Source organism: Streptococcus sp. IsoGale022 (assembly GCF_031142805.1).
Taxonomy (GTDB): Bacteria; Bacillota; Bacilli; order Lactobacillales; family Streptococcaceae; genus Streptococcus; species Streptococcus sanguinis_A.
Genome location: NZ_JAKZJI010000024.1, coordinates 1 through 22,581, shown reverse-complemented (window position 1 = coordinate 22,581; position 22,581 = coordinate 1). Strand labels below are relative to the sequence as shown.

The window sequence follows — 22,581 nt, the reverse complement described above, 5'->3', positions numbered from 1 at the left end:
CCGCCTACTATCATATCAAAAATAGTAGGCAAAAGCAATAGATTTGAAGCAATTATTTATGAAATAGCGATTTCATGTTTTCTTAGTCTTGAATGTCTTGAGCAATACTAAAGAGTCCCAAAGTTCCAGGACCAGTGTGAGTAGAAATGACAGGTCCCAGAGGCATGAGGAGGACTTCCTCCACTTGATCGCTTTCCAGCAGCTGGGCTTTCAAACTCTCAGCAATCTCTTTGGCACCTGCATAGGCGATGACCACCCGCGGGTCAGCAACTCCATCCAGAGTCATGCGGACTACTTCTGCCTGCGCCTTTTTCTTACCGCGAACCTTAGCGACAGAGTCCAGAGTCCCATCTCCCTTGACAGCGATAATCGGCTTGATATTGACCAGACTCCCCATAAGCGCAGCAGTTTTGGAAATCCGACCGCCCCGCATGAGGTGATTGAGGTCATCAACCAGAAAATAAGTCTTGACCTTAGGCACCAAGCTCTCAATCAAGTCTGCTGTCTGCTCCAAGGTCTGGCCTGCAGCTCTAGCCTCTGCTGCCTTCATGACTAAAAGTCCCTCTCCCATAGAAGCAGCCTTGGTATCAATGATGCGAATCAGCGCATCTGGAAAATCTTCCAAGACCATCTCCCGTGCCATGACTGCGCTCTGATAAGTACCTGATAGAGCAGAAGCAAAGGCTACATAGAGAACTGGTGTCCCTTCCTTGGCATAGCTTCGAAAGACATCTTCAAACTGGCCGACATTGATCTGGCTGGTAGTTGGCTTGCTGCCGGACTCCATCTTATCCAGAAGTTCTTGGCTGGTCAGCTTGCCTGCACCAACTGTTTCATAAGTTTGGCCATCTAGTTGAATAGTCAGGCCTAGGACCTGCACATCATTTTCCTGGGTCCAGTTTTCTGGCAGGTCTGCTGTTGAATCGGTTAAAATTTTAAAGGTCATCTTTTTTCTCCATCATTTTTTGTAAATCACGCAAAGATTGGCTGTCCATCGGCCGCAAAGGTGGTCTTTGCAGATTGATTTGTCCGCTCAGCTTATTGAGGTCTGATTTGGTAACAGCCACTCGCTTCTCTAGCTCTCTAGCGGATACTCTCAAAGCCCCTTGGGCAAAGACAGTCCACTGCTCATTGAGATCGCTGGTCGCAACCGACACCTGATTTTTGGGTGTATTGAGCTCAGCTGCCAAGCGTTCGATATAGTCATCCGCCGTTTCCTCCTCCTCAGTGAAAACGACAGTTACATTAAACTCCTCGTAGGTCTGCCGAACTCCAGGCATATACTGGGCATCAAAGACGCAGATAACTTCCAGTCCTTCAAAACTGGCATAATTGCTGAGTTTCTGGAGCAGAATCGTTCGTGCAGCATCTAACTCTCCGCGGTTAAAGTAAGGACGAGTCTCCCGCCAAAAGGCTGTCATATTGTAGCCGTCCACCAGTAAGATTTTTCTTTTCATAGGCGATTGCGAAATACTTCATACATGAGAATAGCCGCTGCGACACTGGCATTGAGGCTCTGGACATGGCCATTCATGGGAATGGAAATCATCTCGTCCACCTGTTTTTTAATATTGCTGGAGATTCCCTTACCTTCGTTGCCGATGATGAGGGCCAGCTTGCCTGCCGTATTCCACTTATGAGAAGGCGTCCCCTGCATATCCGTACCGAAAATCCAGAAACCAGCTTCCTTGAGCTTATCCAGAGTCTGGCTGAGATTGGTCACACGGGTAATGGGAATATGCTCAATGGCACCCGTTGAAGTCTTGGCCACAACTGGTGTCACACCGACTGCCCGGTGCTTGGGAATGATGACTCCTGCCACGTTTGTCGCGTCAGCCGTCCGCAAGATAGAGCCCAGATTATGCGGATCAGTCAGCCCGTCTAAAATCAGCAAAAGCGGATTGTCTTCCTGCTCTGCTTTTTTCAACAGCACCTCGAAGTCAGTATAGGCGAACTCCGCCACCCGCAGGACAAAGCCCTGGTGAACAGCACCATCAGTCATCTCCTGCAAGGTCTTCTTAGGTGTCCAAGATATGGAAACCTTTTTTTCCGCTGCTAAATCTTTGATTTTATCGACCTTTTTACCACGCAGGTCGTCTTGAATGTAGAGTTTATTTCCAGTGTTAGCCGCGAGAGCCTCTGTCACCGCATGCACACCATAGACAATATCGTTTTTTTCCATAGGACTAGTATAACACAAAGGCGAAAAAATGGTGGCAGGATTTACTCGGGCGAGACAGAATTCTGCTCTGATAAAAAGCAATCAGCCAGCCCTAACAATCCTACTCAGTCGTACTATAATAGAAAGAAATCTAAAAAAGGAAACTCTTACTCGTGTCTCTCCTCCAACGCACCATTAAGCTAGTACTAGCTACCTGCCTAGCTGCTTGGCTGGCTGACTTTTTAGGTCTAGCCTACTCAACTTCAGCCGGAATCATTGCTATCCTCAGCGTGACTGATACCCGCCGCAGCACTGCAAAGCTAGCTGGCAATCGCTTTTTATCCACCCTGCTGGCTCTGGCTATCGGAAGTCTGGCCTTTCACTTCCTAGGTTTTCATCTCGGAGCATTGGCCATCTATATCGCGATCTATGTGCCTCTGGCCTTTCGCCTTGGCTGGGAAATCGGCATCACACCCAGCACCGTCCTGGTCACCCATTTGCTCTTAGAAAAATCCACTTCCTGGTCTCTGCTTGGAAATGAGCTAGCTCTATTTCTTATTGGAACTGGCTTTGCACTCCTTGCCAATCTCTATATGCCCTCGCGCCAGCAAGAAATTGACAGCTACCACGAGCAAGTGGAAGAACAGCTGAAAAAGATTCTCCTGCGCTTTGAGCATTTCTTAAAAGCTGGAGACGGCCGAAATGATGCGGCTCTGATCAAGGAGCTGGATAAGATTCTGCAGCAAGCCTTGCAGCTGGTCTATCTTGACCACTCCAACCACCTCTTTCACCAGACCAACTACCGTATCCACTATTTTGAAATGCGGCAGGCCCAAAACCGTATCCTGCAAGACATGGCCAGCAATATCAATAACTGCCATCTAGCAGCCAGTGAAAGCTTGATTTTAGCCCGCCTCTTCTCCCAAACCGCTAAGCAACTGAGCCAAAAAAATCCCGCCCGAGACCTCTTGGACGAGATTGACAACTATTTGAACGTATTTCGTGAGAGGCCACTCCCTAAGACCCGCCAGGAATTTGAAACCCGCGCCATGCTTCTGCAGCTTTTGCGAGACTTGGAAACCTTTATTAGAATTAAGGTGGAATTTTACGAAAATTACCAAAAGGTGCAAGCAAATTAGCTCTGCGCTATTTCCAATAAATAATAAAAGGAGTTGAAAAATCTTCAACTCTTTTTCTCATTAATCAAAAGCGATCGCTCATTCTTTTAAGTGATAAGAATAGCTTGCAACCACAACATCCTCATACCATTTCAGATAGTATTTCAATTTCAAGCTCATCTGGTTATGCAGGACATTTTGCCATCTCTTTTTAGGTATAAATTGAGGTACTAGGACCGTCACTGTTCGGCCTTCTTTTTTGGCTCGCTTGGCCACCTTAATCACATACTGAACTGTCGGACTGATAATATTGCGGTAGCTAGTCGTGACTGTCTCAAAGCGAATATCTGGGAAGTACTCAGCAAATTCCTTGGCGACTTCAGCATCTTTTTCAGCAGTTTCTGCTGTTGAAACATGCATTGCTACGACTTCATCTCCGATACTACGAGCATAGCTCATCGCACCAACACTGACTCGGGTGACATTCCCGACTAGGACAATTACCGTATTACCAGTGTAGTTCTGACGCTCGATATGGTCATGCAATCTCAACTGTTTAGCGACTCTATTATAATGCTGCTTGATAGATAAAAACAGCCAAGTCAAGACAATGATAATAGGGAAGAAAGGCCAAATATCTTGAAGGCGGAACAAGAGTAAGATAAGGACAATCCCGTAACAAATAATCGCTCCAAGGATATTCGCAATCGAATGCTTCAAGAAATTATTTCCATATTTTTTCTTCCAATGGACAACCATACCGGTCTGGGAGAGAGCAAAGGGTACGAACACACCAATCGTGTACAGGGGAATCAAGCGTTCTGTATTTCCCTTAAAGATGAACAAAAGAGCAATGGCACCAAAAGCCAAAGTGAAAATGCCATTAGAATAGCTGAGACGATCTCCTTTTTCCATGTACATATGAGGCATGTATTTGTTCTTAGCCATATTGTAGGAGAGCATAGGAAAGGCTGAGAAGCCTGTATTGGCTGCCACTGCTAAGATCAAAGCTGTTGACAATTGGAAAACATAGAACAAAATACGACCAAGAGGAGAAGTCCCCAAAATCGCTTGCGCCATCTGAGCCAAGGTCGTTACACCTTTGACAGGCACGATGCCAATCCAATAATTCAAGAAGGTAATGCCCGCAAACATGATGCCTAGGATTAAAGCCATAATCGAGAGGGTAGCTGCGGCATTATGGGCTTTTGGTTTCTTGAAAAAGGGAACCGAATTGGAAATAGCTTCCACTCCTGTCAAGGAAGCAGAGCCGCTGGTGAAAGCACGAAGCAGTAAGATCAAACTTACTCCAGCAATCGGACTACCAATCCGCGCGGTTGCGTGATAGTCTAGGTTTCCTGTCAGGATTTGCACAAAACCAAAACCAATCAACAATAAGGTGCTGATAATAAAAAGATAGACAGGAATCATCAAGGAAGTAGCCGATTCTTTTAATCCTCGGAGATTCATTAGCATCAACAAGAGAACTAGGAAAATGGAAATATGTAAATTGTAAGGATGTAAGACGGGAATTGCAGAGGTAATTGCGTCCGCTCCAGAAGCGACTGAAACGGCTACTGTCAACATGTAATCTACCAGCAAGCTTCCGCCAGCGATCAAACCTGCCGTTGGAGATAGATTTTCTGTCGTCACCATATAAGCTCCTCCTCCTTGAGGGTAAGCATGGATAACCTGACGGTAAGAAATCGTTAAACTCGCTAATAAAACCAATACGACAATTCCTATGGGAAGCGACCACCAAATGGCACCAATAGAAATAGACGTCAAGACCAAAACAACCTGCTCTGGTCCATAAGCAATAGAAGATAAAGCGTCACTGGAGAGCATGGCCAAGGCTTGCATCTTGGTCAATAAATGACCATCATCGCCCTCTTCCCCAGATTTTAATGGGCGTCCAATAAAAAAGCCTTTTAACTTGGAAAACATAAGTTCCTCCTTTAAAAACATGAGCCATTCTACTCCTTTTTGGAAAACATGTCAATACTTTTCTGAAAATAAATTTTCATAAATTTAAACTTCCTGCTTTTTATCCAAATGCTTGATGAAAACCATCTCAGTAGATATCAACATCATTCCCCAATCTCACTAAAAAATTGAAGGTGAAGAGGATAGAAATCGCAAGCGGCGTAGCTAGAAAGTACTCAAACAATCTATTTAAAGTTTCAAACACATTCTCCTACAAAATCTTCTATTTTTTCTGGAAACAGCATGCCTGTTTATAAAAAAACGAGCTTTATGCCAAGCTCGTTTTTGATATTTAAATTTCTTAAATTTTAGTGATTGTTCATAAAAGAGTTCTATCTCAGAATAAACAAGTTGACAATGAATCAGAACGAAGCCTCTATCTTCCGAATACACCAGTCAATCAGCTCTTCCAGTCGCTCAATAGATTCAGTCATATGCAGATAGCCCATGACTGCCTCGAAGCCGGTTGACATACGGTAGGTGACGATATCTGTATTCTTAGCCTTGGTGTGGCTGTTGGCATTGCGGCCACGCTTATAGATATCCTCTTCCTTCTCCGTCAGAATCCCTTCTTCCAGCATCAGAGAGATAAGATTGGCCTGAGCCTTGGCAGAAACGTACTTGGTCGCTTCCCTGTGCAGCTGATTGGGCTTGGTCAGACCCTGAAAAATTAGGTGACGCCGGATATACATGGAGTAGACAGCATCTCCCTCAAAGGCGAGGGCAATGCCGTTAATCAGGTTGACATCAGTCACGTGTCCACCTCACTCCGTCCTTAGTATCCAAGAGCTTGATGCCCTGATCAGCCAATTCATCCCGAATACGGTCTGCAGTCGCAAAGTCTCGATTAGTCCGCGCTACTTGGCGCTCCTCAATCAAACGCTCAATGTCTGCATCCAAGACTTCTTCTACAAAGACGATACCAAAAACTTCTAAGAGCTTGGCAAAGGCTGCCTTGACTTCAGCGGTGTAGTTGCCAGAGTTGATCCACTTGGCTAACTCGAAGGCAACCGTGATACCGTTAGCCGCATTGAAATCTTCGTCCATAGCAGTGGTGAATTTGTCTAGAAAGGCTTGAAGCTGAGCCGAATCTGCCTGACCAGTGAAAGGCTGCTCATAGGTATTCTTCAAATACTTAAGATTGGTAGCTGCATCATGAACGGCTTTTTCCGTGAAATTAATCGGCTTGCGATAATGCTGGGTCGCAAAGAAGAAACGCAGCACCTGACCATCAATGGTCTTGAGGGCATCGTGAACGGTGATAAAATTGCCTAGAGATTTGGACATCTTAACATCGTCGATGTTGACAAAGCCATTGTGCATCCAGTAGTTGGCAAAAGTCTGACCAGTCTTGGCCTCTGACTGGGCGATTTCATTGGTATGGTGAGGAAACTCTAGATCTGCTCCTCCACCGTGGATATCAATAGTATCGCCCAAGATCTCCGTCGACATGACCGAACACTCGATATGCCAGCCCGGACGGCCTGCTCCCCAAGGGCTGTCCCAGGAAATCTCACCTGGCTTAGCTGCCTTCCAGAGAGCAAAGTCCACTGGATTTTCTTTGCGAGCGGTCTCTTCATCTGTCCGACCAGAAGCTCCTAGCTCCAAGTCTGCCAAGGTTTTGTTAGCTAGTTTGGCATAATTGTGAGACTTTTCGACTCGGAAGTAGACATCGCCCTCTGACTCATAGGCGTAGCCCTTATCCACCAAAGTCTGAACAAAGTCAATGATCGCCTCCATAAAGTCAATCACTCTCGGATGACGAGTCGCAGGTTTTACACCCAGAGCTGATACATCCTCACGAAAAGCTGCGATATACTTGTCAGCCACTTCTTTGGGAGTGATGCCTTCTTCCTTGGCTCGATGGATAATCTTATCATCTACATCTGTAAAATTGGAAATATAATTGACCTCAAATCCCCGATACTCAAAATAGCGACGAACTGTGTCAAAAGCTACTGTTGAGCGGGCATTGCCGACATGGATATAGTTATAAACCGTCGGACCGCAGACATACATGCGAACCTTGCCCTCTTCAATGGGCACAAATTCACGTAGGCTGCGGGTCATGGTGTCGTAAATTTTAATCATGCGGTCCACTCCCTTCTCTATTTCTGACTTTTTCGGCTGAAAACCAGCTCTGCAAAAGGGCCAAATTGTCTGAGGCTATCCAGTTGGTAAAAGCGCTGCCCTTCCTCTTGGGTAAAGAGGGGAACCCCCTTTCCTAGGATAAGAGGCGCTATCTGAATAATGAGGTGGTCGAAAAGATCCGCATCCAAGAGCGGTCCTACCAAGGAATTACCACCAATCACAAAGACATTTTTGCCTTTGTCAATCTGGTGAACAAAGTCCACCACATCCCCAGCTACTGGCTGGTAATTGCTGACAGGCAGGTGCCTATCATGCGTAAAGACATAGTTTTCCGTAGCTTGATAAAAACTTTCTACATCTTGCAAATCTTGGATTTCCTCAAAGGTCCGCTTGCCCATGATGGTGATATCCATTTGCCTGTAAAAGTCATCATAGCCTGTATCCTCTACAGAACCAAGCTGATGCAACCAGTCTATCCTGTGCTGGCTGTCTGCCAAGTAGCCATCCATGGTGATACAGCCGTAAAAATATACTGCCATTCTTGTAGTTTCCTTTCTAGTTCTACTCAGTTCCTTTCTAGTTCCTTTGCTATTGTCAAAGCGATAGTGAAAAAAGTCATGGCATCAGTTGTCCGCTCTTCATGGCGAGCATCCCAGGTTCGGTTATGATGATCCACATAGTCAGCTGTGTAGAAGAATTGATAGACTTTACTCTTGCGAAATTGACTCCAAGCCATGATAGCTGAAGCTTCCATATCCACCACTTTGGCTCCAGCAGCCAAGCGACGCTTGACTTTATCAGGCGTTTCCCGATAAAAGGCATCAGTCGTCCAAGACTTGGTGCGGATATGCTCGATATTGTGCTTGTCAAAAATAGCTTCAAGCTTAATCAACAGGGATTCGTCATAGGCGACTGCATCACCCGGTGGGGCATAGTGATAGCTAGTCCCTTCATCTCGCAAAGCGGCTGCAGGCAGGATGATTTTATCCGCCTCAATTGAGCGATCCAAAACGCCACAGGAACCTAGAATGATGAAATTCTTGAAGCCTCTGGCTGCCAACTCCTCAAGTTGGCCAACTATCATGGGAGCTCCAATCGGAGCCAACATAACTGCTAGCTTACTAGGACCTTGACCGTACATATACCATGGATGCTGTCCGTTTATGCTTTTCAAATAGCCTCCTGGATAGACTTCTTCTGACTCAATCAAACGTTTCAGAATTTCTCCATTAAAGGACAGGATGATGGTTTCGCATACCTCACCTTTGTCAATAATCTGCCTATCTGTTGGTTCAATAACCCCAGCTACATCTTCAAATTCCTCTAATAGCATAACTTCTCTTTCTTTAAGCCTTCAGCAAATCCGCCTTCATTTTATTTAGACGGCGCAGTTTGGTCTCATCTTTTTTGGCTTCACTGATATAATGAGCCCATTCTCGCTGGTGGCTAGGTGGCAGTTTAATAAAGCGCTCCTTAGCAAGACCATCCAAGTGTTCTTGCAACTCAAGAACTGCCTGGTTCAAAATTGCATCTGATAAATCTGACATAGTTCTTACCTCCTGTCATACTTCACCTCGATAACTTTGCTACCCTTTTCTACAGACTTGACGAATGGTGGCTGGCCTCACGGGCATGCTCTAGTTTGTCTAGATAGTATTCCCGCTTCTCTTCTACCTCGTGAATGGTTGGCTCGTCTTTCTCACCGTGAACACGGACAATCTTGGCCGGTACACCAACAACTGTCACATCACTTGGAACATCAGCCACTACAACTGCACCGGCTCCGACCTTGGCTTTTTCACCAATCTCAATTGGTCCAATGACTTGAGCATGGGCAGAGACCAAGGCACCTCGACGCACGGTCGGATGACGTTTGCCTGTATCCTTTCCTGTACCGCCTAGGGTCACGCCGTGGTAAAGCATGGCCCCCTTCTCCACAATGGCCGTTTCTCCAATCACCAGGCCACTGCCATGGTCAATGAAGACACCTGACTCAATCTGAGCGCCGGGATGAATCTCAATCTGGGTCCAGAAACGCCAGAATTGACTGTGCATGCGCGCTAACAGCTTGAAGCCGTGCCGCCACAAAAAATGCGAGAGGCGGTGGGCCGCCAAAGCTTTGATGCCTGGATAGGTTAGCAAGACTTCCAGCGATGTTCGTGCCGCCGGGTCATTTTCTTTTACAATATCAATGGATTCTTTCCACCAACCCATGCTAGCCTCCTTCCTTCTCTAAACAAGGAGAGACGAGAACTAGGCTCGCCTCTGCCGATTTTTGATGAGGTCTACAGGGATAAGCGACCTCTTATTCTTCTGTTTTAGGGCTTTCTTGATGGTCTTTGTGACCTTTGTGCTCCTTGTGTGGATGATGTCCCTTGTCATGATGATGTTTTGGCTTATCAGACTTTGGTGGACGCGGCAGCAATACTTTCATGGAAGCATCTACCCGGCCTTTGGCATCAATCTTGATCACCTTGACATCCACTTCATCACCGATTTGTACGACATCTTCGACGTTGTTGGTCCGAGTCCAAGCCAGCTCTGAGATGTGAACGAGGGCATCCGTCTTGTCAAAGAGATTGACAAAGGCACCGAATTTCTCAATTCGAACAACCTTGGCATGGTAAACTTCGTCCACTTTTGCTTCGCGGACCAAGCCAGCAATGATTTCCTTAGCACGATTAATCGCATCTTGATCGCTGGAGTAGATGGATACATTACCCTCTTCATCAATATCAATCTTAACACCGGTTTCAGCGATAATCTTGTCGATGGTTTCTCCACCTTTTCCGATGACAATCTTAATCTTGTCCACATCAATCTTGATGGTGTCGATTTTCGGAGCAGTTGGAGCCAACTCAGGACGCGGAGCTGGAATCGTCGCTTCAATCAAATCAAGAATTTCAAAGCGGGCTTTCTTAGCCTGAGCCAGAGCTTCTGTTAAGATCTCTGCTGTAATTCCTTCAATCTTGATATCCATCTGCAGGGCAGTAATCCCTTCGCGGGTACCAGCTACCTTAAAGTCCATATCGCCAAAGTGGTCTTCCAAACCTTGAATGTCCGTCAGAACTGTGTAGTTGCTGCCATCTGAAATCAAGCCCATGGCAATTCCGGCAACCGGTGCCTTAATCGGCACACCACCTGCCATCAGAGCCAAAGTGCCCGCACAGATAGAGGCCTGGGAGGAAGAACCGTTTGACTCCAAGACTTCCGCTACCAGACGAATTGCATACGGAAACTCTTCCAGACTAGGCAAGACTTGCTCCAAGGCACGTTCCCCAAGAGCACCGTGTCCAATTTCACGACGGCCAGGAGCCCCATAACGGCCTGTCTCACCGACAGAATATTGCGGGAAGTTATAGTGGTGCATGAAGCGTTTCTTGTATTCTGGATCCAAACCGTCCACAATTTGCGTTTCGCCCATTGGTGCCAAGGTCAGGACAGACAAGGCTTGGGTTTGCCCGCGAGTAAAGAGACCAGAACCATGCACGCGCGGCAGATAATCCACTTCTGCATCCAGCGGACGGATTTCATCAACCTTACGGCCGTCAGGACGGACCTTATCTTCGGTAATCAAACGACGCACTTCTGCATGCTCCATTTGTTCCAAGATTTCAGCCACATCACGCATGATACGATCGAATTCTTCGTGGTCAGCATATTTTTCTTCGTAGGCGGCTGTAACTTGATCTTTGACAGCCTGAGTTGCGGCTTCACGCGCCAGCTTTTCTTCTACCTGAACAGCCTTTTGCAAATCACTGTTGTATGCTGCGACAATCTCTGCCTGCAGCTCTTCATCAACATGCAGCAATTCCACTTCAGCTTTTTCCTTGCCGACCGCCGCTACGATTTCTTCTTGGAAGGCAATTAATTCTTTGACTGCTTCGTGCCCTTTGAGAAGGGCTTCTAACATGATATCTTCAGACAGCTCCTTAGCTCCAGACTCTACCATGTTGATAGCATCTTTGGTACCAGCCACTGTCAGTTCCAAAAGCGAAACTTCTTTTTGTTCCTTGCTAGGATTGATGATAAATTCACCGTCTACATAGCCGACCTGAACTCCTGCGATAGGGCCGTTAAAAGGAATATCTGAGATAGAAAGAGCCAGAGAGCTACTGAACATAGCGGCCATTTGAGGCGAAGCATCTTCGTCATAAGAAAGAACAGTATTGATAACCTGAACTTCATTGCGGAAACCTTCCGCAAACATAGGGCGAATCGGACGGTCAATCAAGCGGGCAGTCAAAGTCGCATCTGTTGATGGACGGCCTTCGCGCTTGTTAAAGCCACCAGGGTATTTCCCAGCCGCATACATTTTTTCCTCATAGTTGACCTGCAATGGGAAAAAGTCGCCAGTAGCCATCTTTTTGGACATGGTTGCCGCAGTTAAAACAGTACTTTCTCCATATCGAACAACGGCGCTGCCATTTGCCTGTTTTGCAACCTGACCGGTTTCAACTACCAGCTCACGACCTGCAAAAACGGTTTTAAAAATTTGTTTTGTCATAAAGACTCCTTGCCGAGCACATGCTCAAAATTTTTCATACGCCTTGGCTACAAAGATCAAGATATTAAGACCCTCAAAAGCAAAGTAAAAATAGGAAACTGGTGAAATCTTCGATGGAGACAAGGCAGTTTATCTTTTTTACACAGCTTTTAGGTCGTATTCAGTTCATCAAGATATTAAGCTCTTAAGCAACTCATAGGAGGTGTTCAGTTAGCACTTTGACTTTAATATCATGGTCTTAGCAGCTTATTATATCCTCATCTTTGTATCAAGCACGTACAGACCTTATTTTACCACAATTTCAGGCAAAAGAAAAAGGCTGAAAATGGCTTTTTTCTATAAAAGTACTGAAAATCTATTTTTCTTTTCTATAGCTGATTATAGTTGGCTGTCTGAGTTCGTTTTTTCCCTTTTGATTCGTCAAATAGGATGGCGGTATAGCCACTATTCACTTTTCAAAGAGGACTTCTTGCTTTATAATAAACACAGTGACTCATTTCAAACATGTAAAGGAGACAATCGTGCCAGAACATCAAACAGTTGAAAAGAAAGATTTTTTCTCACTCCTTGCGACAGCCTTAGTCAGCTTTGCAGGCATCTTATCTGAAACCAGTATGAATGTAACCTTCCCGCATCTAAGTAAGGTCTTTGGGTTAGGACTGGGAACGCTGCAATGGATTACAACAGGATATTTGTTAGCAGTGGCCATTACGATTACTTTAGGAGCAACCTTGGCCCACAATTGGAAAGAGAGGACTATTCTCTTTACCGCTTTGGCCAACTTTTGCTTGGGCACACTGATTGCCATGTTGGCTTCAAGCTTTCCCATCTTGATGATAGGGAGAATCCTGCAAGGAGGCGCTACTGGATTAGCCATTCCTTTGCTCTTTAACTTAATTGTTGAGCGTGTTCCTAAGCAAAAAATTGGAACCTACATGGGCTTGTCTGGTATGGTGGTCAGCCTAGCACCAGCAATTGGTCCGACTTACGGTGGTTTTATGATTAGTCGTTTTGACTGGCATATGATTTACACCTTCATTCTTCCTGTCCCAATCATTTCCTTTATTCTTGGCTTTTTCTTTTTAAGAAATTCCGAGAAGTCTAGGAAACGGGCCTTTGATCTTCTCTCATTTCTCCTCTTAGCAAGCTCACTCGTCTTTGCCATTGTAGCCATCTCTAGCTTAGAAGAAGGACATATCGAGTGGCTCTATCTTGTTCTTTGCGTAGTGCCACTAGCTTTCTTTATCTATCGGAGCTTGAAAATTGATCATCCCTTCTTAGATATTCGTATCTTAAAGCAACCAACGGTCTTATTGGCTATTTTACCCTTCTTTATTTTTCAATTTATAAACCTATCGGCTAATTTTCTGATTCCCAACTTCCTGGTCATAGAAAAAGACATTTCAACCGCTCAGGCAGGCTTTGCATTACTTCCGGGAACCATGCTTGGAGCCTTCCTATCTCCTGCCTTTGGCAAACTCTATGATAGAAAAGGCCCTAAACCAACCCTTTTTACAGGAAATTCACTTCTTTTCCTTGCTGTACTCTTACTCCTTATCTTTACAAAAGAACTCACCTTAACAGCTGTTATTGCGATTTATATTTGCTTTACCTTGGGGCGAAACATGGCTTTCAATAACACACTAGCTCTAGCCACGACTCAAGTTGATAAAGGAAAGACTGCAGATACGACCGCGCTGTTTCAACTGGCCCAGACCTTTGCGGGCGCTATAGGTACTGCAGTAACGGCTGTCATTGCTAATCAAGCTCCCAATATGACAAAAGGAACTCAAAACGTCTTTACCCTTTTATTGGGCTTGGTTATCTTCGTATTCTTGTCTTATCTACTGCTTTTTAAAAAGATTGCTGCAAAGAAACTTTGACTTTTATCCTCAAATGACAAACATCTAAAAATTACTGACTTATCTTTCTCCCCCAAAGACATTTTGGGGGATTTTTTGCTATACTGTTTCTATATATAATAAAAGGAGTAGACTATGGAACAAAAACATCGTTCTGAATTTCCGGAAAATGAACTCTGGGACCTAACGGCCCTTTACCAAGACCAAGAGGACTTCCTGCGGGCCATCGAAAAGGCCAAAGAGGACATCCAGAAATTCGTCCGTGATTACCAAGGCAAGCTCAGCACTTTCGAAGATTTTGAGCGGGCATTTGCTGAGTTAGAGCAGATTTATATCCAAATCAGCCACATCGGCAACTACGGCTTTATGCCACAGACCACTGACTTTGGCGACGAGAGCTTTGCACAGATTGCCCAAGCAGCTATGGAGTTTGAGACCGAAGCAAATGTCGCGCTCAGCTTCTTTGATGACGCCCTAGTCGGTGCAGACGAGTCTGTCTTAGAGAGACTAGGCCAAGAGCCCCATCTGACTTCAGCCATTCGCCAGGCTAAAATCAAAAAAGCCCACTATCTGGGAGCAGATGTCGAAAAAGCCTTGACCAATCTAGGTGAAGTCTTTTACAGTCCACAGGATATTTACACCAAGATGCGGGCCGGCGACTTTGCTATGGCTGACTTTGAAGTAGACGGCAAGGTTTACAAAAACAGCTTTGTCACCTATGAGAATTTCTATCAAAACCATGAAAATGCAGAAATCCGCGAAAAATCTTTCCGCTCTTTCTCAGAAGAGCTTCGTCAGCATCAGAATACTGCTGCTGCTGCCTATCTGGCTCAGGTCAAGTCCGAAAAATTGCTGGCTGACATGAAGGGCTATGACTCTGTCTTTGACTACTTACTGGCAGAGCAAGAAGTTGATCGCTCTATGTTTGACCGGCAGATTGACTTAATTATGAGTGAATTTGCCCCAGTAGCCCAGAAATACCTCAAGCATGTCGCTAAGGTCAATGGACTTGAAAAAATGACCTTTGCTGACTGGAAGCTGGACTTGGACAGCGAGCTTAATCCTGAAGTCAGCATTGATGATGCCTATGACCTGGTCATGAAGTCAGTCGAGCCACTCGGACAAGAGTATTGTCAAGAAGTTGCCCGCTATAAGGAAGAACGCTGGGTCGACTTTGCCGCCAATGCTGGAAAGGATGCTGGAGGCTATGCTGCTGATCCTTATCGAGTTCACCCTTATGTTCTCATGAGCTGGACTGGCCGTATGAGCGATGTCTACACTCTGATTCACGAGATTGGCCACTCTGGTCAGTTTATCTTCTCTGACAATCACCAAAGCTACTTTAACGCCCACATGTCCACCTACTATGTGGAAGCACCATCTACCTTTAATGAGCTCCTGCTCAGTGATTATCTGGAGCGCCAGTTCGACAATCCTCGTCAGAAACGCTTTGCCCTGGCTCACCGTCTGACGGATACTTACTTCCACAACTTCATCACCCACTTGCTGGAAGCTGCTTTCCAACGCAAGGTCTATACGTTGATTGAAGAAGGTGGAACCTTCGGCGCAAGCAAACTCAACGCTATCATGAAAGAAGTCTTGACAGAATTCTGGGGGGATGCCGTTGAGATTGACGACGATGCTACCCTGACCTGGATGCGTCAAGCCCATTACTACATGGGGCTTTACAGCTACACTTACTCCGCAGGTCTGGTCATCTCTACTGCCGGTTACCTCCACCTGAAAAATGACGAAAATGGCGCTCGCGACTGGCTAGAGCTGCTCAAATCTGGCGGCAGCAAGACTCCGCTTGAATCAGCTATGATTATCGGAGCGGATATCTCAACAGACAAACCACTCCGTGATACCATCCAATTCCTGTCTGACACAGTTGATCAGATTATTGCTTACAGCGAGGAGTTGGGGGAATAAAGAATAAACAAAATCAGCTTGAAGATTTGCTTCAAGCTGATTTTAAATAGTTTAATAAAAATAAAGAGAACCAAAAAAGCGGAGATAAAGTAAAATATAGGCACTAAAACAAGCGATAAATATAAGCCATCTTATCCAGTACTGTGACTTAGTATAATTCTTCATTCGCAGCAGCCCGATGAAAAACCAAATCAGACTCCAAAAAACCAGGCCTAATATCTGAGGGGCACAATAGGAAATCAAAAGCAAAATTGGAATCAACAAGGCTAATACTAGTATGATTCTTTTTTGAGTGATCTGCTCTCTAGGAATCATCCACCCCACAAAGAAACACAAAACCGCTGGGGCAACAAATGGTGTAAAAATCATAAAAACAAATAAAAGATGTTTTAGCAACTCAATAATACTCATTACCTCTTTCCCATCATGTTTTAAATAAACCGGATCTCTAGCGCAACCCATTGGAAAAAATTTACCTCTACTTATTATACCTTAAAAAGTGAATTTTCGAACAAATTTTTTAAATTGACTCCTTATTGTTACAATCGCAATAAAAAAGACCACTCTATAACCTGAGCAGTCTCAATTTTAAATAGGTCTAATTTAATCTTCTACTCACCTTATCCCAAGTCTGCCACAATCGCTTTAATCTGCTGGGCAGTATGAACACCTGCTAGCTGCTTGACGACTTGACCGTCTTTTTTAAAGAGCAGAGTCGGGATAGACATGATGCCAAAGGCGCGTGCTGTAGCTGGATTTTCATCCACATCCATCTTAACAATCTTGAGCTCATCTTCTGACAACTCTTCAGACAGTTTGTCCAAGATTGGTCCTTGCATCCGACAAGGTCCGCACCACGTCGCCCAAAAGTCAATGAGCACCAAGCCGTCTTTTGTTTCTTGCTCAAATGTTGCATCTGTGATTGCTTTTACCATTATTTTTCTCCTTTATTCTTAGTCAAACTTTGTCAAATCCTGCTTCATCAGGAAAAAGAAGACGTCGCCGTAAGTACCCTGATAGTTCAAATCATGGCCTTTATAAGTCAATTTTTTAACTGGGTAATAATCTGCTACACCAATCAAGCAGGCTTGCTGGGACTGCTCAAACTCCTGATAAGACTCAAAGGTCATCTTCCGCTCCTGCTTGACAGCATCCAAATATGTAATTTCAATCATAATTTCTCCTTTTTCAAATTACTCTTGTAATTTTTATTTTATGATTATATTGTAATAGCTTCGATTACATCTGTCAAATAAAACGACTTGGAGAAATCACTTGGCTTTTCAAGCAACTCACCGATTTCCTGGCAAACAAAAAAAGCCTCCCATCGGAAGACTTTCCCATGTAAATAATAAAAAACAGGTTCAATGCCCCTTGTGCTTTTTCAACCGTTTTTGCTGTTTGAGTTCGAATTTCCTTTGCTTAGCCAGTTCTTTCTGCTGCTTGCGCTTGACTCGAGCGATTTTCTTTTGCTCTTCAAATTGCAGCTTCAGCGCTTCCTGAGACTTTGAAGAACATGAAGCCATCTGCTCCTTTTTAGCCTGTCTCTGCAGGCGTTTAGGACTGACCGACTTAGTCTTCTCCTTAACTCTGATGCTAGGACTAAACTGCAACCGATGATAATAACGGTTTAGAAAATCCAACAATTCCTGCGTACTAGGCTCTGCACCAAAGGTGACTCGGCAAACTCTATAAGATTGAGCATGTTCCTGCTCGAAAAGACCGTGCCAAAATCCCTCTTCAAAATAAACTGTCAGCGTCATTGAAATCTTATCCATGACAGCCCCTCCTTTAAAAATTCCTAAGAATGGACAACCAAGGAGGAAGGTTACTGACAAAAAATAGATTTTTTGCGTCTGGACTACCAACCAGAACTGTGTTTTTATCTTAGTAGCTACAGTTTAGCAAGATTTTCTAAAAAACTCAAGGTTATCGGGATCTCGCTTAGATGACTGAATTAGATTTTCTTGTATGAAATCCAGAAAAATCAAAAACAAGAAAGCTCTCGTTTTGTAAAACGCCTTCGTTTTCGCAATAATACTGCAAATAATGAAAGGAGAGGGCTTTGAAATACATTTAGGCATTTTTAGCAGTCCTGAGTTTAGCTACTCTAGCTACTTTCTTCTGACATTCCCAAAACAGATCTAATCCTACTCTTCCTAGACCAGAAAACACTCAGATAACTTCTAGCCAGAAATCCGTCAATCAGCTGACTTCGACAGAAGACATTGTATCCGAGGAATCCAGTGTTTCATACGACGGCAAAGTGTTCTACGGTGTGATTACCGCTCCTCGTGACTACCAAAACAAAACATTGCCAACCATTGTCATCGAAGATGGTTTCAACAATACCCTTGAGCAATATAAAAAGTGCAGCCGTCCATGTCACGCAAGGGTAACAGTCCAGACAACGTCATGATAGAGTCTTTCTTTGACATTTTGAAACCCGAAATGTTTTATGTTTTTGAAAAGGAGTTTCAGTGCCTTGAAGACCTTAAGAAAGCGATTGTCAACTACATTAATTACTACAACAAACGAATTAAAGTCAAAATCAAAGGACTTAGCCTCTACCCTCAGTACTAAATCCTTTGATGAATGATTTTACGAATTTTTTAAATCTGCAGTTCTTCTGACTACAAGGGTCTCTATATTCCGAGATGGTCTGTCCTGTCCACTTTTTAAAGGCTCGTGAGAAAGACGATACTTCTGAATAACCTAGCAGATAGGCGACATCTTCTGTTGTCATTTCTGGATTTTTGAAATAACCAAAGGCTAGGATCTTTTGGACATTTTGCAATTCTTGATTAAATTTGGTTCCTTCTGCAGTCAAGTTGCGTTGCAAGGTGCGACTGCTAATGCCTAATGACGCTGCTATATCTTCAATGGTAAAGAAACCACTTGGAATAGCCTGGTAAAGTTTTTGCTGAACAATCCCTGTGAAACTTTCACTGGTCATTGCTTCTGCTAAGCGTTCCTTGAGTTGAGGTTCTAGGTAGTCTAACATGACATTATTTGCTGTGAGGAAAGGCTTCTCTAAGTCAGCTTTTTTAAAGACCAGTTCATTCCCTTCCATTACTTCCACTTGGCATCCAAAAATACGAACACTGGCATCCTCATAAGAATAAGGAGTCCCGACATGCACTGGGACAATCTCTTCTCCCGTTCCCGTCCGAATCAAATCAAGCAACAACAACTGTTCATTGAGGACTGCAAAGCGAGGCAGGTCTAACCCTGGATAATCATAACGATAGCTTACACGGACAAGGTCATCAAAGACTTCCATATTCACAACAATCGGACCTGTAATCTTCTTGTATTTGGCAAAATGCTCTATCGCAGCCAAACCGTTTTTAGAGGATAGGGCCGCGAAAAAAGGAGGCATAAACATTTGAATGTCCTTGATACGGCTCATGGCTATTATTTGCTCATCATTGGCCACCTGATCAAAAGCCATTAACAGATGATAATAGTCCAGAGTTGAGAGATTCATTTCCTCTTTCCAGGTGCTATCTGGTAGATTAGCCAATTCCAGAATCGTTTTCAGATCCAGGCCCATAAGGCTTAAATTTTCAATATACTGTTGACTGAGACTAAGGCGCATAAGCTTTCTCCATTCTATTAACGGAAAGTCATTAACATCATGCGATCAAAGAATTTATCTCCAAAGATGCGACGGATTCCTACCAAGAGCTTGGCTCCACGGCCAACAAGATAGCGTGTTTTAGGGTTACGAGCATTGATGATTTTGAGAACTGTACGTGAGATGACTTCTGGCTTAGACCCTGGTGTTGGGTTGTTCTCCATAGCTTTGATATAAGCGTTCACCAAACGACTATATGCTCCATTTTTAGATTCATGAGAGAAGTTTTGACCAACTGCTGCGTTAAAACCAGTATTGATCGCTCCAGGTTCTAAAACAACCACCTTGATGCCAAACTCCTTGACTTCCATACGGAGACAGTCACTAAAACCTTCAATGGCGTGTTTTGAAGCATGGTACCAAGCACCCAGTGGTGTGTAGATTTTACCACCCATTGATGACGTATTGATGATAAGACCATCCTTTTGCTTACGCATATAAGGCAATACTTTCTTCGTCAAGCGGGCTACACCGTAGACATTGACTTCGAACTGTTGTTGCGCTTTTTCCATTGAAAGATCTTCGACAGGGCCATAAAGACCGTAGCCAGCATTATTCCAAAGAACATCAATGCGACCTTGTTCTTCAATTACTTTTGCAACAACTTTTTCAATATCCTCTTCGTTTGTTACGTCCATTTTCATGATATGGCCACCAAGTGCTTCAAGGTCTTTCATTTTATCGACACTACGAGCAACAGCGTAAACGGTGTGACCAGCTTTGATAAGGTCTTGGGCTGAAAGTTTCCCCATACCTGATGAAGCGCCTGTAACTAAGATAACTTTTTTGTTTGACATGATGATTTCCTCTTTATTTCATTTAATTTATGAGACTATTATACAAGACAGAAGCCGACAAGTACATGACAAAAGAAGACAAGACTTTGACAATTTACGCCACATAAAGTCATTAAAGAATATCCTTCTCTTTCATTGCTGTTTTCTGTTATAATAAATTGTTACATCTTAACTAGAAAGAACCTACTATGACAAACCTTATCAAACACAAACGGGTAGAATTTTCAGAGCTATTTTATGACCTGGTTCTGGTATTTGCCATTTCAAAAACAACTGCCCTCATTCACCATCTCCATAACGGAATTTTGACTTGGAGTTCTCTCTTTGATTTTTTCATGTCTCTTTTGGTCCTTGTCAATTCCTGGATGATTCAGACCGTTTATACCAATCGCTATGGGAAGAACTCTTTATTTAACATGGTGATCATGTTTATCAATATGGGCCTCCTGCTCTTCATTTCAAATATGATCGGCCATGATTGGCAAGTATATTTCCACCCCTTCTGTTGGGCCGTTGGTACCTTAACTCTCACCCTTTTCTTCCAATATCTAGTTGAATATTATCGACAATCAACAGATGCTAGCAATCGAAAAAGTATCAAGGGTTTTCTCCGGATGACTGGGCTTCGAACTCTTGGTGTCTACCTAGCAGCTCTCCTTCCAATCAACCTTGGTATCTATGTCTTCGTTCTCAGTATCCTCCTGACCTTTATTATGCCCATTATCATGACTCGAAAGGCCAAGCATTTTCAAATCAATCTTCCCCATTTAATCGAACGCATCTCCCTTCTAGTCATTATCACTTTTGGTGAGATGATTATGGGGCTAGCCAACTTCTTTACAATCGAGAATTTCTCTATTTATTCGGTTCTTTATTTCATGATCATGCTTTCTCTATTCTTGTTTTACTTTGGTCAATTCGACCATGCTATTGATGAAGCATCTAATCAAAAGGGAATATTTCTGATCTACAGTCACTATCCTATTTTCATTGGACTGATTATGATGACTGTTTCGATGAGTTTCCTTTTAAGTCCTGAAGCCAATCATCTCTTTGTGACCAGCTTCTTTTATATCGGAATCGGCCTTTTCCAAGCAGCTGTCCTAGCAAATGGCCCATATAACAAACACTATCTTCGCTTTTCGCAACGTTTCTACTTTGTCCAAGCTGCACTCTATCTGACTACCTTAATTCTCTCTTTAATCTTTGCTTCTAATCCTATGAAAGTAGTGAGTATTGCAACCATTTTGACCCTAGCTATAGAAATTCATTTTGCTTATTTTTATATTAAACAGACTAAAAAGTTTTCAACAGTTGACTGGGATTTATTCTAAGCGACAAAAAGACTCCTTTCCCGAAAGAGAAAGGAGTCTTTCTTTTATAAGATTGAGACCTTTATTGCCAATCTTTCTCCTTGTAAAACAGTTTCGTTTCCGCTATAATACTACAAATACTGAAAGGAGAGAACGATGAAATATATTTGGGCTTTTCTAGCCATCCTGAGCTTGTCCGCTCTAGCTATTTTCTTCTGGCATTCTCAAAACAGAGCCAATCCTACCCCTCCTAAGCCAGAAACCACACAGACAGCCTCTAGCGAGAAGAGCGACAAGCAACTGACTCCGACAGAAGACATCGTATCCGAAGAGTACAGTATTTCATACGATGACAAGCAACTCTATGGAAAGATTACTGCTCCTCGTGACTACAAGAGTAAAAAATTACCGACTATTGTTATCGCACATGGATTCAACAACACCCTTGAGCAATATGAAATGTACAGCCAGCTGCTGGCAAAGCAAGGTTATCTGGTTTACAGCTTTGATTTCTACGGTGGCAGCCGCCAATCGAAAAGCGGTGGGCAGGATATGCTGAATATGTCGGTCAAGACCGAACTCACAGACTTGACTCAAGTCATGGACAAGCTGAGTTCCGAGGCTTTTGTAGATAAAAGTAAAATGAGCTTATTCGGTGCCAGCCAAGGCGGTGTCGTTGCCAGTCTCTATGCTGCTGCTTATCCGGACCTCGTGCACAAACTCCTGCTTATCTTTCCAGCTTTCGTTCTTTTTGACGATGCCAAAGCGACTTATCATGAGCTAGGGAGCCCTGACTTCGATCAACTTCCAGACAGTCTGACACACCACAATACTACTCTGGGCAAGATTTATCTGATCGATGCCTTAAACATTGACATCCGAGCAGAGCAAGCCAAAATCACAGCTCCGACCCTCATTATCCACGGCACTGATGATGCAGTCGTTCCCTACCAGTATGCGGTCGAAGCGAGCCAGACTATTCCAAATGCAGAGCTGGTCACAGTAGAAGGTGGAGAGCACCGTATCGACGAAAGATTTGCTATCACTGCCGCTCCTGCCATCCAAAAATTCTTGAAAGAGTAAAGCCGATGATAGAAAAAGGTCTCTAAAACCAGAGAGCCAATTTGAGCTCGGACTAAAATCCTAGTGAAAAATAAAAAATCTCCCCGAAGGG

At 43.9% G+C, this 22,581-nt stretch carries 22 protein-coding genes and 2 pseudogenes; 7 read left to right on the top strand and 17 right to left on the bottom strand.

The features are described from left to right. Positions 1 to 82 precede the first annotated feature (82 nt). From RG608_RS10820 to rlmB, 3 genes are read right to left on the bottom strand one after another with little or no spacing between them, the layout of a single operon-like run. Positions 83 to 946: a DegV family protein gene (locus RG608_RS10820; protein WP_268687775.1), complete on the bottom strand. Its 864-nt coding sequence runs from the start codon at positions 944 to 946 to the stop codon at positions 83 to 85. Continuing rightward, positions 936 to 1,457: an NYN domain-containing protein gene (locus tag RG608_RS10815; RefSeq protein ID WP_002902298.1), complete on the bottom strand. Its 522-nt coding sequence runs from the start codon at positions 1,455 to 1,457 to the stop codon at positions 936 to 938. The genes RG608_RS10820 and RG608_RS10815 overlap by 11 nt, the downstream gene beginning before the upstream one ends. Further along, positions 1,454 to 2,182 carry a 23S rRNA (guanosine(2251)-2'-O)-methyltransferase RlmB gene (rlmB, locus tag RG608_RS10810; protein ID WP_268687776.1) on the bottom strand — a complete coding sequence of 243 codons (729 nt, stop codon included), beginning with the start codon at positions 2,180 to 2,182 and terminating at the stop codon, positions 1,454 to 1,456. The genes RG608_RS10815 and rlmB overlap by 4 nt, the downstream gene beginning before the upstream one ends. A gap of 152 nt (positions 2,183 to 2,334) precedes the next feature. On the opposite strand from rlmB, the gene RG608_RS10805 reads away from it, so the two are divergent. Then, positions 2,335 to 3,300, top strand: a complete 966-nt coding sequence (locus tag RG608_RS10805) for an aromatic acid exporter family protein (protein WP_308946957.1) — start codon at positions 2,335 to 2,337, stop codon at positions 3,298 to 3,300. A 78-nt stretch (positions 3,301 to 3,378) separates the two neighbouring features. Here RG608_RS10805 and RG608_RS10800 read toward each other — a convergent pair whose 3' ends face one another. The 8 genes from RG608_RS10800 to pnp all read right to left on the bottom strand — a co-directional run bounded on the left by RG608_RS10800 (position 3,379) and on the right by pnp (position 11,863). Further along, positions 3,379 to 5,226, bottom strand: a complete 1,848-nt coding sequence (locus tag RG608_RS10800; RefSeq protein ID WP_268687778.1) for an APC family permease — start codon at positions 5,224 to 5,226, stop codon at positions 3,379 to 3,381. Between the two features lie 401 nt (positions 5,227 to 5,627). After that, positions 5,628 to 6,020: a Mini-ribonuclease 3 gene (locus RG608_RS10795; protein WP_002905373.1), complete on the bottom strand. Its 393-nt coding sequence runs from the start codon at positions 6,018 to 6,020 to the stop codon at positions 5,628 to 5,630. Then, positions 6,013 to 7,356, bottom strand: a complete 1,344-nt coding sequence (gene cysS, locus RG608_RS10790; RefSeq protein WP_268687779.1) for a cysteine--tRNA ligase — start codon at positions 7,354 to 7,356, stop codon at positions 6,013 to 6,015. The genes RG608_RS10795 and cysS overlap by 8 nt, the downstream gene beginning before the upstream one ends. Positions 7,357 to 7,373: 17 nt before the next feature. Beyond that, positions 7,374 to 7,895: a dihydrofolate reductase family protein gene (locus RG608_RS10785; protein WP_000301974.1), complete on the bottom strand. Its 522-nt coding sequence runs from the start codon at positions 7,893 to 7,895 to the stop codon at positions 7,374 to 7,376. Between the two features lie 26 nt (positions 7,896 to 7,921). After that, positions 7,922 to 8,689, bottom strand: a complete 768-nt coding sequence (locus RG608_RS10780; RefSeq protein ID WP_268687780.1) for a nucleoside phosphorylase — start codon at positions 8,687 to 8,689, stop codon at positions 7,922 to 7,924. A 13-nt stretch (positions 8,690 to 8,702) separates the two neighbouring features. Beyond that, positions 8,703 to 8,903 carry a YdeI/OmpD-associated family protein gene (locus RG608_RS10775; RefSeq protein ID WP_268687781.1) on the bottom strand — a complete coding sequence of 67 codons (201 nt, stop codon included), beginning with the start codon at positions 8,901 to 8,903 and terminating at the stop codon, positions 8,703 to 8,705. Positions 8,904 to 8,952: 49 nt separating this feature from the next. Then, positions 8,953 to 9,570, bottom strand: coding sequence for a serine O-acetyltransferase (gene cysE / locus RG608_RS10770; RefSeq protein WP_002899011.1), 618 nt, complete (start codon positions 9,568 to 9,570; stop codon positions 8,953 to 8,955). A 91-nt stretch (positions 9,571 to 9,661) separates the two neighbouring features. Further along, positions 9,662 to 11,863: a polyribonucleotide nucleotidyltransferase gene (gene pnp / locus RG608_RS10765; RefSeq protein WP_268687782.1), complete on the bottom strand. Its 2,202-nt coding sequence runs from the start codon at positions 11,861 to 11,863 to the stop codon at positions 9,662 to 9,664. Positions 11,864 to 12,384: 521 nt separating this feature from the next. Between pnp and RG608_RS10760 the strand changes: the two genes are divergently transcribed. After that, on the top strand, positions 12,385 to 13,746 hold the full coding sequence (locus tag RG608_RS10760) for an MFS transporter (RefSeq protein ID WP_268687783.1): 1,362 nt from the start codon (positions 12,385 to 12,387) through the stop codon (positions 13,744 to 13,746). A 114-nt stretch (positions 13,747 to 13,860) separates the two neighbouring features. After that, entirely contained in the window at positions 13,861 to 15,657 is a 1,797-nt protein-coding gene (pepF, locus tag RG608_RS10755; protein WP_268687784.1) for an oligoendopeptidase F, read from the top strand. 51 nt (positions 15,658 to 15,708) lie between these two features. Here the strand turns inward: pepF and RG608_RS10750 are convergent, their stop codons facing one another. The 4 genes from RG608_RS10750 to RG608_RS10735 all read right to left on the bottom strand — a co-directional run bounded on the left by RG608_RS10750 (position 15,709) and on the right by RG608_RS10735 (position 17,435). Then, positions 15,709 to 16,119, bottom strand: a complete 411-nt coding sequence (locus RG608_RS10750; protein ID WP_268687785.1) for a hypothetical protein — start codon at positions 16,117 to 16,119, stop codon at positions 15,709 to 15,711. Between the two features lie 158 nt (positions 16,120 to 16,277). Further along, positions 16,278 to 16,592 carry a thioredoxin gene (gene trxA / locus RG608_RS10745; RefSeq protein ID WP_125332132.1) on the bottom strand — a complete coding sequence of 105 codons (315 nt, stop codon included), beginning with the start codon at positions 16,590 to 16,592 and terminating at the stop codon, positions 16,278 to 16,280. An 18-nt stretch (positions 16,593 to 16,610) separates the two neighbouring features. Continuing rightward, the gene (locus tag RG608_RS10740; protein WP_002899027.1) at positions 16,611 to 16,832 is read right to left on the bottom strand and encodes a DUF4649 family protein; all 222 of its coding nucleotides are present in this window, start codon (positions 16,830 to 16,832) and stop codon (positions 16,611 to 16,613) included. A 189-nt stretch (positions 16,833 to 17,021) separates the two neighbouring features. Continuing rightward, complete coding sequence (locus RG608_RS10735) at positions 17,022 to 17,435, bottom strand: YjdF family protein (RefSeq protein WP_268687786.1); 414 nt, start codon at positions 17,433 to 17,435, stop codon at positions 17,022 to 17,024. A 317-nt stretch (positions 17,436 to 17,752) separates the two neighbouring features. On the opposite strand from RG608_RS10735, the pseudogene RG608_RS10730 reads away from it, so the two are divergent. Further along, positions 17,753 to 18,037, top strand: a pseudogene (locus tag RG608_RS10730) (cinnamoyl ester hydrolase); the annotation flags it as partial. Continuing rightward, positions 18,028 to 18,240 (top strand): annotated as a pseudogene (locus tag RG608_RS10725) (IS3 family transposase); the annotation flags it as partial. The pseudogenes RG608_RS10730 and RG608_RS10725, both read left to right, overlap by 10 nt. On the opposite strand, the gene RG608_RS10720 reads toward RG608_RS10725, so the two are convergent. Further along, positions 18,218 to 19,258, bottom strand: coding sequence for an AraC family transcriptional regulator (locus tag RG608_RS10720; protein ID WP_268687787.1), 1,041 nt, complete (start codon positions 19,256 to 19,258; stop codon positions 18,218 to 18,220). The pseudogene RG608_RS10725 and the gene RG608_RS10720 sit on opposite strands and share 23 nt — an antisense overlap. 17 nt (positions 19,259 to 19,275) lie before the next feature. Continuing rightward, positions 19,276 to 20,094 (bottom strand): oxidoreductase, encoded by an 819-nt coding sequence (locus RG608_RS10715; RefSeq protein WP_002927902.1) that lies wholly within the window; start codon positions 20,092 to 20,094, stop codon positions 19,276 to 19,278. Positions 20,095 to 20,282: 188 nt separating this feature from the next. Here RG608_RS10715 and RG608_RS10710 point away from each other — a divergent pair, with 188 nt between their 5' ends. Then, entirely contained in the window at positions 20,283 to 21,428 is a 1,146-nt protein-coding gene (locus RG608_RS10710; protein WP_308946955.1) for a low temperature requirement protein A, read from the top strand. A gap of 135 nt (positions 21,429 to 21,563) precedes the next feature. Then, the gene (locus RG608_RS10705; RefSeq protein WP_268687789.1) at positions 21,564 to 22,490 is read left to right on the top strand and encodes a S9 family peptidase; all 927 of its coding nucleotides are present in this window, start codon (positions 21,564 to 21,566) and stop codon (positions 22,488 to 22,490) included. The last annotated feature ends 91 nt before the right edge of the window (positions 22,491 to 22,581 follow it).